Here is a 14,997-nt window from a genome sequence, read left to right on the forward strand (position 1 = left end):
TGCCAGGCATCAATTAAAAGAACCCCGTACCGTATGGTGCGGGGTTTTTTGCTTTTTGGGCTTCTTACTTCCTCCTTGAAACTTTCTCACCTTCCGCTTGCAGACTCGACATTCAGCCTGTTTCTGGGTATCGTTAGCTGTCTGGATGTCTAAACGTTTATACGTATGCTGTGAGGATATGAGGTTATGCCGATTCGGGTGCAGGACGAGCTACCAGCCGTCAATTTCTTACGTGATGAAAACGTCTTTGTGATGACGACTTCACGCGCTACAGGTCAGGAAATTCGCCCACTGAAGGTGCTTATTCTCAATCTGATGCCGAAAAAGATCGAAACAGAGAACCAGTTCCTGCGTTTGCTTTCGAACTCGCCGCTGCAGGTTGATATCCAGCTGCTGCGAATCGATGCCCGTGAGTCGCGAAATACGCCTTCTGAGCATCTGAATAATTTTTACTGTAACTTCGACGACATTCGCGCCGAAAACTTCGACGGGCTGATTGTGACCGGTGCACCGCTGGGCCTGGTCGAATTTAATGATGTTGCCTACTGGCCGCAGATCAAACAGGTACTGGAGTGGGCTAAAGATCACGTCACGTCCACGCTGTTTGTTTGTTGGGCGGTGCAAGCCGCCCTGAATATCCTCTATGGGATCCCCAAACAAACCCGCACTGAGAAGCTTTCAGGTGTTTACGAGCACCACCTTGTCCAACCTCACGCCCTGTTGACGCGCGGGTTCGATGACTCCTTCCTGGCCCCACACTCGCGCTACGCCGATTTCCCGGCACAGCTGATTCGTGATTACACCGATCTCGATATCCTGGCCGAAACCGAAGACGGGGATGCTTACCTGTTTGCCAGTAAAGACAAGCGCATTGCCTTTGTTACCGGCCATCCTGAGTACGATCCGAACACCCTCGCGTCGGAGTATTTCCGTGACGTTGAAGCCGGTCTGAATCCGGACGTTCCGTACAACTATTTCCCCAAAAACGATCCACAGAACAAACCGAGAGCCACCTGGCGTAGCCACGGGAATTTGCTGTTTACTAACTGGCTCAACTATTACGTCTACCAGATCACACCATACGATCTGCGCCACATGAATCCAACGCTGGAGTAATCTTCTGCACTAAACGATCCTAAAGCGTTTCAGCTATTCACATCAGGCACCTTCGGGTGCCTTTTTCATTTCCGAAATACCACTCAACAAACAATAAAACTTTAATTACATATTAATCAATGTGTTAAATGCATTTAATAATTAAAATGGAAATTGTTTTTGATTTTGTGGAAAATATAGATAGTCTTAATTCTGCTGAGCGAAAACTACACAACGATCTTTCGTTCGCATCGGGGGCGTGATTTTGGATCTTTGATGAGGAGCAGAGTAATGACTCAACAGGCAACGACGGTCGATGAACTGGCCTTTACCCAGCCGCATGGCGAGCAAGAACAGCAAATTTTGACAGCAGACGCTGTCGAATTCCTGACCGAACTGGTGACCCGCTTTACGCCAACGCGCAATAAGCTGCTGGCGGCACGCATTCATCAGCAGCAGGAAATTGATGATGGCAAGTTGCCTGGGTTTATTTCGGAAACCGCTTCCATTCGCCGTGGTGAGTGGAAAATCCGCGGCATTCCGGATGATTTACAGGATCGGCGCGTCGAAATCACCGGCCCGGTGGAACGCAAAATGGTGATCAACGCCATGAACGCGAACGTAAAAGTCTTTATGGCAGATTTTGAGGACTCACTGGCGCCGGACTGGCATAAGGTTATCGACGGGCAAATCAATCTGCGCGATGCCGTAAATGGCACCATCAGCTATACCAACGAAGCCGGCAAAATCTATCAACTGAAACCTAATCCGGCGGTTCTGATCTGTCGCGTACGTGGACTGCATCTGCCTGAAAAGCATGTCACCTGGCGTGGCGAAGCCATTCCGGGCAGTCTGTTTGACTTCGCCCTTTATTTCTTCCACAACCACAAGAATCTGCTGGCAAAAGGCAGCGGTCCCTATTTCTATCTGCCGAAAACACAGGCCTGGCAGGAAGCGGCCTGGTGGAGTGAAGTGTTTAGCTTCACGGAAGATCGTTTCAACCTGCCGCGCGGCACCATTAAAGCCACCCTGCTGATCGAAACGCTGCCTGCCGTGTTCCAGATGAACGAAATTCTGCATGCGCTGCGCGACCATATTGTAGGGCTGAACTGTGGACGCTGGGATTACATCTTCAGCTACATCAAAACCCTGAAAAATCATCCCGATCGTGTGCTGCCGGATCGCCAGGTTGTCACCATGGATAAACCGTTCCTGAGTGCCTACTCACGCCTGTTGATTAAGACCTGCCACAAGCGTGGGGCCTTTGCGATGGGGGGAATGGCGGCATTTATCCCAAGCAAAGACGCTGAACGTAACAATCAGGTGCTCAACAAGGTGAAAGCCGATAAAGAGCTTGAAGCACGAAATGGCCATGACGGAACGTGGATCGCGCATCCGGGTCTGGCGGATACGGCAATGGACGTCTTCAACCGCGTACTCGGTGAGAACAAAAACCAGCTGTTTGTGACGCGTGATGAGGATGCCCCAACGGCTGAAGAACACCTGCTGGCACCGTGTGCGGGCGAGCGTACGGAAGAGGGTATGCGCGCCAATATCCGCGTAGCCGTCCAGTACATTGAAGCGTGGATCTCCGGTAACGGCTGCGTGCCGATCTACGGCCTGATGGAAGATGCCGCTACCGCCGAGATCTCTCGCACCTCAATCTGGCAGTGGATCCACCATCAAAAAACGCTCAGCAACGGCAAGCCGGTGACCAAATCCCTGTTCCGTCAGATGCTGGCCGAAGAGATGCGGGTGATCCAGGACGAACTGGGTGAACACCGCTTCAGCAGCGGACGTTTTGATGACGCCGCACGCCTGATGGAGCAAATCACCACATCTGATGACTTAATCGACTTCCTGACCCTGCCGGGCTACCGCTTCCTGGCGTAATTCACCCCACAACAATATGGAGCATCTGCACATGAAAACCCGTACCCAACAAATCGAAGAATTGAAGAAAGAGTGGACCCAACCTCGCTGGGAAGGCATCCGCCGCCCGTATAGCGCGGAAGAGGTGGTGAAATTGCGTGGCTCGGTCAATCCGGAATGTACCCTGGCGCAGCGCGGCGCGGCGAAAATGTGGGATCTGCTGCACGGCGGTGCCAAAAAAGGTTACATCAATAGCCTCGGCGCGCTGACTGGCGGCCAGGCCCTGCAGCAGGCGAAAGCCGGCATCGAAGCCATCTATCTTTCCGGCTGGCAGGTTGCGGCGGACGCCAACCTGGCCTCCAGCATGTATCCGGATCAGTCGCTCTATCCGGCAAACTCGGTACCAACCGTGGTGGATCGGATCAACAACACCTTCCGCCGTGCGGATCAGATCCAGTGGGCGGCAGGCATTGAGCCAAACGATCCGCGTTTTATTGACTATTTTCTGCCAATCGTCGCGGATGCGGAAGCGGGATTCGGCGGCGTGCTGAACGCCTTTGAGCTGATGAAATCGATGATTGAGGCCGGTGCAGCGGCCGTTCACTTCGAAGACCAGCTCGCGTCAGTGAAGAAATGCGGACACATGGGCGGGAAAGTCCTTGTCCCAACCCAGGAAGCGATTCAGAAGCTGGTTGCGGCGCGTCTGGCGGCTGACGTGCTCGGCGTACCCACGCTGGTGATTGCCCGTACCGATGCGGATGCGGCTGACCTGATCACTTCAGACTGCGATCCTTACGACAGCGAGTTCATTACCGGTGAACGCACCAGCGAAGGGTTTTATCGTACCCATGCTGGCATTGAACAGGCGATCAGCCGTGGGCTGGCATATGCACCGTATGCGGACCTGGTCTGGTGCGAAACCTCCACGCCGGACCTGGCGCTGGCAAAACGCTTTGCCGATGCTATCCACGCCAAATATCCGGGCAAACTGCTGGCCTATAACTGCTCGCCGTCCTTCAACTGGCAGAAGAAACTGGATGATAAAACCATCGCCAGCTTCCAGCAGCAGCTGTCCGACATGGGCTACAAATATCAGTTCATCACGCTGGCTGGCATTCACAGCATGTGGTTCAACATGTTCGACCTGGCGCATGCCTACGCGCAGGGTGAAGGCATGAAGCATTACGTTGAGAAGGTGCAGCAGCCGGAATTTGCTGCCGGTAAAGAGGGCTATACCTTCGTTTCGCATCAGCAGGAGGTCGGGACCGGTTACTTCGATAACGTGACCACTATCATCCAGGGGGGCACCTCCTCCGTCACCGCCTTAACGGGATCGACGGAAGAAGCCCAGTTCTGAGCCGTGTAATGCCCGGTGGCACGCTACTGGGCCTGTGAACATACTCCCTCTCCCGTCGGGAGGGGGCCGGGGTGAGGGAGCATGAACAATGCCGCGTGGTCTGGAATTACTGATTGCCCAAACTATTCTGCAGGGCTTCGATGCCCAGTACGGACGTTTCCTGGAAGTCACATCCGGCGCGCAGCAGCGATTTGAGCACGCCGACTGGCATGCGGTTCAGCAGGCCATGAAGCAGCGAATCCACCTTTACGATCACCATGTGGGTCTGGTGGTGGAGCAGTTGCGCTGCATTACCGACGGCAAAATCCCTGACGCGGAGTTTTTACTGCGCGTGAAGGAGCATTACACCCATCTGTTACCTGATTACCCGCGCTTCGAGATTGCGGAGAGCTTTTTCAACTCCGTCTATTGCCGGTTATTTGACCACCGCTCATTATCTCCTGAGCGGTTATTTATCTTCAGCTCCCAGCCGGAGCGCCGCTTTCGCACTATTCCGCGTCCGCTGGCGAAGGATTTCTTTCCCGATCGCGGCTGGGAAAAGCTCCTGCATCGCGTATTAACGGATTTGCCGCTGCGTTTGCCCTGGGAGAATAAAACCCGTGATATCGGCTATATCTCTGCGCATCTCAAGGAGACCTTTGGCGAAGAGGTGCTCGGGCAAAGCCATTTGCAGGTTGCCAATGAGCTTTTTTACCGTAATAAGGCCGCCTGGCTGGTCGGTAAACTGATGACACCGTCGGCCATTGTGCCGTTTCTGTTACCCATCCATCGTACCGATGACGGTGAACTGTTTGTTGATACCTGCCTGACGACCAGCGCCGAGGCCAGCATTGTCTTTGGTTTCGCCCGCTCCTACTTTATGGTGTATGCCCCGCTGCCTGCTGCTCTGGTGGAGTGGTTGCGCGAGATCCTGCCGGGGAAAACCACCGCCGAGCTGTACATGGCCATTGGCTGTCAGAAACACGCCAAGACGGAAAGCTATCGGGAATATCTGCGCTATGTCACCACGGCAGATGAGCAATTTATCGAAGCCCCCGGTATTCGCGGCATGGTGATGCTGGTCTTTACCCTGCCGGGTTTTGATCGGGTGTTTAAGGTCATCAAAGATACGTTCGCGCCGCAGAAGGAGATGACCGCTGCTCACGTCCGCGCCTGCTACCAGCTGGTTAAAGAGCACGATCGCGTCGGGCGAATGGCGGACACCCAGGAGTTCGAGAACTTTGTGCTGGATAAGCAGCAGATCGATCCGGCATTAATGGCGTTATTACTGCAGGAAGCGCCGGCGAAAATCACCGATCTGGGTGACAAAATTGCCATCAGCCATCTCTATATCGAACGCCGCATGATCCCACTCAATATCTGGCTGGAGCAGTCCGAAGGTCAGGCACTGCGGGATGCCATAGAAGAATACGGCAACGCTATCCGTCAGCTTGCCGCCGCGAATATCTTCCCGGGCGACATGCTGTTTAAAAACTTCGGTGTCACCCGTCACGGGCGGGTGGTGTTCTACGATTACGATGAAATTTGCTATATGACTGAGGTTAATTTCCGCGATATACCGCAGCCCCGCTATCCGGAAGATGAACTGTCCGGCGAGCCGTGGTACAGCATCTCACCGGGAGATGTCTTTCCTGAGGAGTTTCGCCACTGGCTGTGCGCTGACCCGCGCATCAGGCCACTGTTTGAAGAGATGCATGATGACCTGTTCCGCGCCAGCTACTGGCGGGGCCTGCAGACGCGCATCAAGAATGGGCATGTGGAAGATGTGTATGCCTATCGCCGCAAACAACGGTTTTGCATCCGATATGCGGTGTAATGCCCCCTCTCCCGACGGGAGAGGGATTCAGGTGCACCCGATGTTATCGAATCCCGCCATATGCCAGCGTGACCTCTTTCGCCGCCTTAATCACCAGCGCACCTAACTCCGTGACGCGGTCATCGGTCATACGGGAAATCGGTCCGGAGATCGAAATGGCGGCAAACGGCTCGCGGTGCTCGTCAAAGATGCAGGCCGCAATGCAGCGCAGGCCTAACGCATGCTCCTCGTCATCAAACGAATAGCCGCGCTTGCGGGTCAGGGCCAGATCTTCTTTCAGATGTACCGGTGAGACCAGCGTGGCGTGGGTGTAGGCGTGCAGCCCTTTCCGGTGCAGCAGCCCGGTGACCTGCTCTTCGCTGAGCTGCGACAGAAACGCTTTCCCCGCCCCGGAGGCATGCATCGGCAGCTTGCCGCCAATTGGTGCCGACATACGCATTAGCTGAGTGCACTGTACCTGGTCGATGATAATGGCCTGATGGTCGCTCTGGTCGAGCACGGCCAGGTTTACCGTCTCGCCGGAATCTTCCATCAGTTTACGCAGAATAGGGTGCACAATCGCCAGCAGGTTGCGGCTCTGCAGGAAGCTGCTGCCGACGATAAACGCATGTGCGCCCACCGCCCAGTGTCCCAGCTCACCCACCTGGCGCACAAAGCCCAGCTGCTGCATCGTGGTCAACAGTCGATGGGTCGTTGAGTTCGGCAGGCCAGCCTGCTGTGCCAGCTCTGTCAGGGCCACGCTGCTGTGCGACTCGGCTATCCATTCCAGCAGCTTCAAACCGCGCGTGAGCGATTGAACCTGTCCGCCCTGAGAGGCGGCGGTGGTGGCAGCAGGTTTTCTGCCGCGTTTAGCGGGAACGGTCGTGACCATGACGAACTCCTTTTTCTGTATCGTGGAAATCATTTTCGTTTTATTTGGTGATTTTGCAACCGTTATCCTGACTGATCGGATGAGTGATAGTGAACATGTCTCATGTTACCGCTGTGTGACTTTTACACCCTGCGAGATTGTGCCAGTATGGACTGCTGGCCTTTTGGCCTGGTTGAGCGTTGTCGGGAGCAAGTGTGAGCAGCAAAGTAGAGCAACTGCGTGCGCAGTTAAATAAACGAATTCTGGTGCTGGACGGCGGCATGGGTACCATGATCCAGAGCTATCGTCTGAGTGAAGACGATTTCCGCGGCGAGCGTTTCGCCGACTGGCCATGCGACCTCAAAGGTAACAACGACCTTCTGGTGCTCAGTAAACCGCAGGTCATTTCGGCGATCCACAACGCGTATTTCGAGGCGGGTGCGGATATCGTCGAAACCAACACCTTTAACTCGACAACCATCGCCATGGCGGATTACCAGATGGAATCCCTCTCGGCGGAGATAAACCTTGCTGCGGCAAAGCTGGCCCGCGCCTGCGCTGATGAATGGACAGCCCGTACGCCGGACAAACCGCGCTACGTGGCCGGGGTGCTTGGCCCGACCAACCGCACCGCGTCGATTTCACCCGATGTGAACGACCCGGCCTTTCGTAACATCAGCTTTGATCAGCTGGTGGCGGCATATCGTGAATCGACCAAAGCGCTGGTGGAAGGCGGTTCCGATCTGATCCTGATTGAAACGGTATTCGACACCCTCAATGCCAAAGCCGCGATTTACGCGGTGAAAGAGGAGTTCGAGGCGCTGGGCGTCGACCTGCCGATCATGATTTCCGGTACCATCACCGACGCCTCTGGTCGTACCCTCTCCGGCCAGACCACAGAAGCTTTTTACAACTCCCTGCGTCACGCTGAAGCGCTCTCCTTCGGCCTGAACTGCGCGCTGGGTCCCGATGAGCTGCGCCAGTATGTGCAGGAACTTTCGCGCATCGCTGAATGCTATGTCACCGCACACCCGAACGCCGGCCTGCCGAACGCCTTTGGTGAATACGATCTGGATGCAGACACCATGGCGGCGCAAATCCGCGAGTGGGCCGAATCCGGTTTTCTGAATATCGTCGGTGGTTGCTGCGGTACCACGCCAGAGCATATTGCCGCGATGAGCAATGCGGTGGCGGGTCTGCCGCCGCGTCAACTGCCTACGCTGCCGGTTGCCTGCCGTTTGGCCGGCCTTGAGCCGTTGACCATCGGTGACGACAGCCTGTTTGTGAACGTCGGGGAGCGGACTAACGTGACCGGTTCGGCGAAATTCAAACGGCTGATTAAAGAAGAGAAGTACAGTGAAGCGCTGGACGTGGCCCGCCAGCAGGTTGAGAGCGGCGCCCAGATCATCGACATCAATATGGATGAGGGGATGCTCGACGCCGAAGCGGCGATGGTGCGCTTCCTCAACCTGATAGCCGGTGAGCCGGACATTGCCCGGGTGCCGATCATGATTGACTCCTCTAAGTGGGAAGTCATTGAGAAAGGGCTGAAGTGTATTCAGGGTAAAGGCATTGTTAACTCCATCTCGATGAAAGAAGGCGTTGATACTTTTATCCACCACGCGAAGATGGTGCGCCGTTATGGTGCCGCCGTGGTGGTGATGGCCTTCGATGAAATGGGCCAGGCCGATACCCGCGCGCGCAAAATTGAGATTTGTCGCCGCGCATACAAAATTCTGACCGAAGAGGTGGGCTTCCCGCCGGAAGACATCATCTTCGACCCGAACATCTTCGCGGTTGCTACCGGTATTGAAGAGCACAATAACTACGCGCAGGACTTTATCGGCGCGTGTGAAGACATCAAACGCGAGCTGCCGCATGCGCTGATCTCCGGCGGCGTCTCGAACGTGTCATTCTCCTTCCGCGGTAACGATCCGGTGCGTGAAGCTATCCACGCCGTGTTCCTCTATTACGCTATCCGTAACGGTATGGACATGGGGATCGTTAACGCCGGACAGCTGGCCATTTACGACGACCTGCCGGCGGAACTGCGCGACGCCGTAGAAGACGTGATCCTCAACCGGCGTGATGACGCCACCGAGCGCATGCTGGATTTGGCCGAGAAATACCGCGGCAGTAAATCCGATGCATCGGTAAACATTCAGCAGGCGGAGTGGCGTGCCTGGGACGTGAAAAAACGTCTGGAATACTCACTCGTTAAGGGAATTACCGAGTTTATTGAACAGGACACCGAAGAAGCACGACAGCAATCGACGCGCCCGATTGAAGTGATCGAAGGGCCGCTGATGGACGGCATGAACGTGGTCGGCGATCTGTTTGGCGAAGGTAAAATGTTCCTGCCGCAGGTGGTGAAATCCGCACGCGTCATGAAGCAGGCGGTGGCCTATCTCGAACCCTTTATCGAAGCCAGCAAAGAGAAAGGCTCCAGCAACGGTAAAATGGTGATCGCCACCGTGAAGGGCGACGTGCATGACATCGGTAAGAACATTGTGGGCGTCGTACTGCAGTGTAATAACTACGAGATTATCGATCTTGGCGTGATGGTGCCGGCGGATAAAATCCTCAAAACCGCGCGCGAAGTGAATGCTGACCTGATTGGACTTTCCGGGCTGATTACCCCGTCGCTGGACGAGATGGTCAACGTGGCGAAAGAGATGGAGCGTCAGGGCTTTACCATTCCATTGCTGATTGGCGGGGCGACAACGTCCAAAGCGCACACGGCGGTGAAAATCGAGCAGAACTACAGTGGCCCGACGGTTTATGTGCAAAACGCCTCGCGTACCGTGGGCGTCGTGTCGGCATTGTTGTCTGCCACCCAGCGCGATGATTTTGTCGCGCGTACCCGCAAAGAGTACGAGACCGTGCGTATTCAGCATGGCCGTAAGAAACCGCGGACGCCGCCGGTGACACTCCAGGCCGCACGCGATAACGATCTGGCGTTTGACTGGGCCAGCTATACGCCCCCTGTGGCGCATCGTCTGGGCGTTCAGGACGTCACTGCCAGCATCGAGACGCTGCGTAACTACATCGACTGGACACCGTTCTTCATGACCTGGTCACTGGCGGGCAAATATCCCCGCATCCTTGAAGATGAGGTGGTCGGGGAAGAAGCCAAACGCCTGTTCAACGACGCCAACGAAATGCTTGATCAGTTGAGTGCGCAGAAAAGCCTCAACCCGCGTGGCGTGGTGGGCCTGTTCCCGGCGAACCGTGTGGGCGACGACATCGAAATTTATCGCGACGAGACCCGCACGCACGTGCTGGCAGTAAGTCGCCATCTGCGCCAGCAAACCGAGAAAGTGGGCTTTGCTAACTACTGCTTGGCCGATTTCATTGCACCGAAGCTTTCCGGGAAAGCGGATTATATCGGGGCGTTTGCCGTGACCGGGGGTCTTGAAGAAGATGCGCTGGCGGAGGCGTTCGACGCGCAGCACGATGATTACAATAAAATCATGGTGAAAGCGATTGCCGATCGTCTGGCGGAAGCCTTCGCAGAGTACCTCCACGAGCGCGTGCGCAAGGTACACTGGGGCTACGCGGCCAATGAGAACCTCAGCAACGAGGAGCTGATCCGCGAAAACTATCAGGGGATTCGTCCGGCTCCGGGCTATCCAGCCTGCCCGGAACACACCGAAAAGGGCACTATCTGGACATTGCTGGATGTAGAAGCCCATACCGGCATGAAGCTCACCGAGTCTTTCGCCATGTGGCCTGGGGCATCGGTGTCCGGCTGGTATTTCAGCCATCCCGACAGCAAATACTTCGCCGTCGCGCAGCTGCAGCGCGATCAGATTGAAGATTACGCCCTGCGCAAAGGCATGAGTGTCTCAGAGGTTGAACGCTGGCTGGCACCCAATTTAGGCTACGACGCTGACTAACGTCACTTTTCCTTACAACAAACAGGGCGCTCATGAGGCGCCCTGTCTCTTTCTTACGTTTAAACCCTTATACTGAATCATAAAAACGTAGAACGATAAGGAGGAGAACCTTCCGTGCTGACCCTGTTACACTTGCTTTCCGCAGTAGCACTGCTGGTATGGGGCACGCATATTGTCCGTACCGGCGTTATGCGCGTCTTTGGCGCGCGCTTACGCACCGTTCTCAGCAGCAGCGTTGAGAAGAAGCCGCTCGCCTTCTGCGCGGGCATCGGCGTGACGGCACTGGTGCAGAGCAGTAATGCGACGACCCTGCTCGTGACCTCGTTTGTGGCGCAGGATCTGGTGGCGCTGGCACCCGCGCTGGTCATTGTGCTGGGCGCTGACGTGGGGACCGCGCTGATGGCGCGTATCCTGACCTTCGATCTCTCCTGGCTGTCGCCGCTGCTGATTTTTATCGGTGTTATCTTCTTCCTTGGCCGTAAGCAGACGCGTGCCGGACAGCTTGGCCGGGTGGGGATTGGCCTTGGGTTGATCCTGCTGGCGCTGGAGCTGATTGTGCAGGCGGTGACCCCCATCACCGAGGCCAACGGCGTTCAGGTCATCTTTGCCTCGCTGACCGGGGACATCATGCTGGATGCGTTGATCGGCGCGGTATTTGCCATCGTCAGTTACTCCAGCCTGGCCGCTGTGCTGCTGACGGCGACGTTAACCGCCGCGGGGGCGATCTCTTTCCCGGTCGCGCTGTGTCTGGTGATCGGGGCCAACCTTGGCTCTGGCCTGCTGGCGATGCTCAATAACAGCGCCGCAAACGCTGCTGCCCGGCGCGTGGCGCTCGGAAGCCTGCTGTTTAAGCTGGTGGGCAGCCTGATTATTCTGCCGTTTGTCTATCCGCTGGCCAACCTGATGGATAATCTCCCGTTACCGAAGGCTGAGCTGGTTATCTATTTCCACGTGTTTTACAACCTGGTGCGTTGCCTGGCGATGGTGCCTTTTGCTGAACCCATGGCCCGCTTCTGCGAACGGCTTATCCGGGATGAACCGGAGCTGGATGCGCGTCTGAAACCTAAGCATCTGGACACTTCCGCGCTGGATACCCCGGCGCTGGCGCTGGCTAATGCCGCGCGCGAGACGCTGCGCATGGGCGATGCCATGGAAACGATGCTTGAAGGGCTGCAAAAGGTCATGCACGGAGAGCCGCGAGAAGAGAAAGAGCTGCGCAGGCTGGCGGACGATATCAACGTGCTCTATACCGCTATCAAGCTCTACCTGGCGCGTATTCCGCAGGATGAACTGGCAGAGGAAGAGTCCCGCCGCTGGGCGGAAATCATCGAAATGTCGCTTAACCTCGAGCAGGCCTCGGATATCGTTGAGCGTATGGGAAGTGAAATTGCTGACAAATCCCTTGCCGCGCGCCGCGCCTTCTCGGTTGAAGGCCTGAAGGAGCTGGAGGCGCTGCACGAGCAGTTGCTGAGCAACCTGAAGCTGGCGATGCTGGTCTTCTTCTCCAGCGACGTACCGAGCGCACGCCGCTTGCGTCGTAACAAACATCGCTTCCGTATCCTCAACCGGCGCTACTCGCACGCCCACGTTGAACGACTGCACCAGCAGAACGTCCAGAGCATTGAAACCAGCTCCCTGCACCTGGGGTTGCTGGGGGACATGAAGCGTCTCAACTCGTTATTCTGCGCGGTCGCTTATAGCGTCATGGAGCAGCCGGATGAAGACGACGATCGAGATGAATATTAATCTCTGAAAGCGCCTTTATAAGGCGGTTAACCTGAAAACCAGCAGGTTTACGCCGGGCATGATGCCCGGTAACCGTCGGCTAATCTTTTTACCAGCCCAAACCTAAGGTATATTTCGCCTTTACAGGAGAAACTATGCTGCCAACTCAATCAACACGATTAAACAAATACATTAGCGAGAGCGGGATCTGCTCACGTCGCGAGGCGGACCGTTACATTGAACAGGGTAACGTGTTCCTCAACGGCAAACGCGCCACCATCGGTGATCAGGTCGTCCCCGGTGACGTGGTCAAAGTGAATGGTCAGCTCATTGAACCGCGTGATGCGGAAGACCTGGTATTTATCGCGTTGAATAAGCCGGTTGGCATCGTCAGTACCACGGAAGACGGCGAGCGGGACAACATTGTTGATTTCGTTAATCACAGCAGCCGTATCTTCCCGATTGGCCGCCTTGATAAAGACTCACAGGGGCTGATTTTCCTGACCAACCACGGCGATCTGGTGAACAAAATTCTGCGTGCCGGTAACGACCACGAGAAAGAGTACATCGTCACGGTCAATAAGCCGGTAACGGACGACTTTATCCGCGGTATGGGCGCAGGTGTGCCGATTCTGGGGACCGTCACGAAGAAGTGCAAGGTGAAGAAAGAGGCGCCGTTTGCTTTCCGCATTACCCTTGTGCAGGGCTTAAACCGTCAGATCCGCCGGATGTGCGAGCACTTCGGTTATGACGTGGTGAAGCTCGAACGTACGCGCATTATGAACGTGAGTCTGTCAGGTATTCCACTGGGCGAGTGGCGTGATTTAACGGATGACGAACTGATTGAGCTGTTCAGGCTCATCGAGAATTCATCGTCTGAAGCGAAGCCAAAAACGAAAGCCAAACCGAAAACCCAGGCCGTTAAGCGCCCGGTGGTGAAAGCGCCGCCATCAGAAGAGAAAAGCCGCGGCAAGCCTGCGGGCAAACGCTTCGTCCAGCCGGGCCGTAAAAAGAAAGGGCGCTAATTAGCGCCTTCCACGGGGTGAGGTATTGGCTGACCAGGAAAAGGTCGCTTCTTTATCGGGTTTATAAGCCTGCTCTTTTTTCAGCTTGCGGGCTTGTTTCGCCTCAGTTTCACGCTGAGCCATCAATTTATCGATGTACTCTTTTTTAACCTGATTGGTTTCGGCGTTAGTCAGCGTGCGGCCATGGGCGATACGAGCGCGGTCGAGGAGCGTTTTCAGTTCGCGCTGCTCAGCTTCCGTCATGTCTTTCTGGGTCAAACGTGGTGTAGCCATTGCTGAAGCCTCCTGAAGGGGAGGCTCCAGTGTAAAGCAAGCGAAGGAAATTAACCCTGTTTCACTGCATCTTTTTTCGCGGGCTCATTAATGGGTTTGCCTGACCAGTAGCCTGCCAGCAGCGAGCCGGAGAGATTATGCCAGACGGAGAACAGCGCACCCGGCAGGGCCGCCAGCGGCGAGAAGTAGATCTTGCCCAGAGCTGCGGCCAGCCCCGAGTTTTGCATCCCCACTTCGATTGCCAGCGTACGACAGGTGGATTCGTCGAAACCAAACAGCTTCCCGCCCCAGTAACCGCCCAAAAGACCAAGGGTGTTATGCAACACCACCGCGATGATCACCACAAAGCCCACTGAGGCAATGTGCGATGCAGAGCCGGCAACCACGGCGCTGATGATAGCCAGAATACAGACCATCGAGAAGGCAGGCAGGTACGGTTCAACGGCTTTGACCACGCGTGGGAACAGATGGTGAATCACCAGGCCCAGCGCAATCGGGATCACCACAATCTGCAGAATACTGAGCAGCATCCCCATGACGTCTACCTGAATCTGCGCATCCACATACAGACGCGTTAACAGCGGCGTGGCAATCACGCCCACCAGCGTTGAAACGGAAGAGATGGTCACCGAGAGCGCCACATCACCTTTTGCCAGGTAAATCATCACATTGGATGCCGTGCCGCTGGCCACGCTGCCGACCAGCACCATACCGGCGGATAAATCTGGCGGCATTTTAAAGGCCATGGCCAGCAGCCACGCCGCAAGCGGCATGACCAGGTAGTGCAGGAAAATTCCTGCCGCTACGGGGGCTGGGCGCGACAGAACGCGTTTGAAGTCGTCAATTTTCAGGTGTACGCCCATGCCGAGCATAATTAGCATCAGCAGCGTCGTGACCCACGGGCCAATGCCCGTAAAGTGGGTGGGAGTGTAATACGCGAGTACGGAAAGCAGCAGTGCCCACAACGGGAACAGCCGGGTGATGGCGGATAACATAGATAGTCCTTGCAGTATTGTCGTGTTGTTTAGTTATAAAAAAGCCGGGTCTGTGCCCGGCTTATAGGTATTGTTTATCGTGCTAACGAA

10 protein-coding genes are annotated in these 14,997 nt (G+C 55.7%); 7 read left to right on the top strand and 3 right to left on the bottom strand.

What is annotated here, in order from left to right; translation table 11 throughout:
• The first annotated feature begins 186 nt into the window (after positions 1-186).
• The 4 genes from metA to aceK all read left to right on the top strand — a co-directional run bounded on the left by metA (position 187) and on the right by aceK (position 6,140).
• Complete coding sequence (gene metA / locus QRN24_RS15695; RefSeq protein ID WP_193163535.1) at positions 187-1,116, top strand: homoserine O-acetyltransferase MetA; 930 nt, start codon at positions 187-189, stop codon at positions 1,114-1,116.
• 270 nt (positions 1,117-1,386) lie between these two features.
• Positions 1,387-2,988 carry a malate synthase A gene (gene aceB / locus QRN24_RS15700; RefSeq protein ID WP_032681929.1) on the top strand — a complete coding sequence of 534 codons (1,602 nt, stop codon included), beginning with the start codon at positions 1,387-1,389 and terminating at the stop codon, positions 2,986-2,988.
• A 31-nt stretch (positions 2,989-3,019) separates the two neighbouring features.
• Entirely contained in the window at positions 3,020-4,324 is a 1,305-nt protein-coding gene (gene aceA, locus QRN24_RS15705; RefSeq protein WP_020882864.1) for an isocitrate lyase, read from the top strand.
• An 88-nt stretch (positions 4,325-4,412) separates the two neighbouring features.
• Positions 4,413-6,140: a bifunctional isocitrate dehydrogenase kinase/phosphatase gene (gene aceK / locus QRN24_RS15710; protein WP_284942872.1), complete on the top strand. Its 1,728-nt coding sequence runs from the start codon at positions 4,413-4,415 to the stop codon at positions 6,138-6,140.
• A gap of 43 nt (positions 6,141-6,183) precedes the next feature.
• Here the strand turns inward: aceK and iclR are convergent, their stop codons facing one another.
• Positions 6,184-7,011 carry a glyoxylate bypass operon transcriptional repressor IclR gene (gene iclR, locus QRN24_RS15715; protein WP_020882862.1) on the bottom strand — a complete coding sequence of 276 codons (828 nt, stop codon included), beginning with the start codon at positions 7,009-7,011 and terminating at the stop codon, positions 6,184-6,186.
• A 194-nt stretch (positions 7,012-7,205) separates the two neighbouring features.
• Here iclR and metH point away from each other — a divergent pair, with 194 nt between their 5' ends.
• The 3 genes from metH to rluF all read left to right on the top strand — a co-directional run bounded on the left by metH (position 7,206) and on the right by rluF (position 13,639).
• Positions 7,206-10,889 carry a methionine synthase gene (gene metH, locus QRN24_RS15720; RefSeq protein WP_284942873.1) on the top strand — a complete coding sequence of 1,228 codons (3,684 nt, stop codon included), beginning with the start codon at positions 7,206-7,208 and terminating at the stop codon, positions 10,887-10,889.
• Between the two features lie 114 nt (positions 10,890-11,003).
• The gene (locus QRN24_RS15725) at positions 11,004-12,635 is read left to right on the top strand and encodes a Na/Pi cotransporter family protein (RefSeq protein WP_020882860.1); all 1,632 of its coding nucleotides are present in this window, start codon (positions 11,004-11,006) and stop codon (positions 12,633-12,635) included.
• 134 nt (positions 12,636-12,769) lie between these two features.
• The gene (gene rluF / locus QRN24_RS15730) at positions 12,770-13,639 is read left to right on the top strand and encodes a 23S rRNA pseudouridine(2604) synthase RluF (RefSeq protein WP_284942874.1); all 870 of its coding nucleotides are present in this window, start codon (positions 12,770-12,772) and stop codon (positions 13,637-13,639) included.
• Here the strand turns inward: rluF and QRN24_RS15735 are convergent, their stop codons facing one another.
• On the bottom strand, positions 13,640-13,912 hold the full coding sequence (locus tag QRN24_RS15735) for a YjbD family protein (protein ID WP_014168182.1): 273 nt from the start codon (positions 13,910-13,912) through the stop codon (positions 13,640-13,642). It abuts the gene before it with no gap.
• Positions 13,913-13,962: 50 nt separating this feature from the next.
• Positions 13,963-14,907, bottom strand: a complete 945-nt coding sequence (panS, locus tag QRN24_RS15740; protein ID WP_014168183.1) for a ketopantoate/pantoate/pantothenate transporter PanS — start codon at positions 14,905-14,907, stop codon at positions 13,963-13,965.
• Positions 14,908-14,997 lie beyond the last annotated feature (90 nt).

It is taken from the genome of Enterobacter sp. MEB024, assembly GCF_030209635.1.
Classification (GTDB): domain Bacteria; phylum Pseudomonadota; class Gammaproteobacteria; order Enterobacterales; family Enterobacteriaceae; genus Enterobacter; species Enterobacter ludwigii.

Bases quoted from the DNA above. Each gene is read 5' to 3' on its own strand.
- aceK (WP_284942872.1), top strand. From the start codon at position 4,413: ATGCCGCGTGGTCTGGAATTACTGATTGCCCAAACTATTCTGCAGGGC.
- panS (WP_014168183.1), bottom strand. From the start codon at position 14,907: ATGTTATCCGCCATCACCCGGCTGTTCCCGTTGTGGGCACTGCTGCTT.
- aceB (WP_032681929.1), top strand. From the start codon at position 1,387: ATGACTCAACAGGCAACGACGGTCGATGAACTGGCCTTTACCCAGCCG.
- metA (WP_193163535.1), top strand. From the start codon at position 187: ATGCCGATTCGGGTGCAGGACGAGCTACCAGCCGTCAATTTCTTACGT.
- aceA (WP_020882864.1), top strand. From the start codon at position 3,020: ATGAAAACCCGTACCCAACAAATCGAAGAATTGAAGAAAGAGTGGACC.
- QRN24_RS15735 (WP_014168182.1), bottom strand. From the start codon at position 13,912: ATGGCTACACCACGTTTGACCCAGAAAGACATGACGGAAGCTGAGCAG.
- rluF (WP_284942874.1), top strand. From the start codon at position 12,770: ATGCTGCCAACTCAATCAACACGATTAAACAAATACATTAGCGAGAGC.
- iclR (WP_020882862.1), bottom strand. From the start codon at position 7,011: ATGGTCACGACCGTTCCCGCTAAACGCGGCAGAAAACCTGCTGCCACC.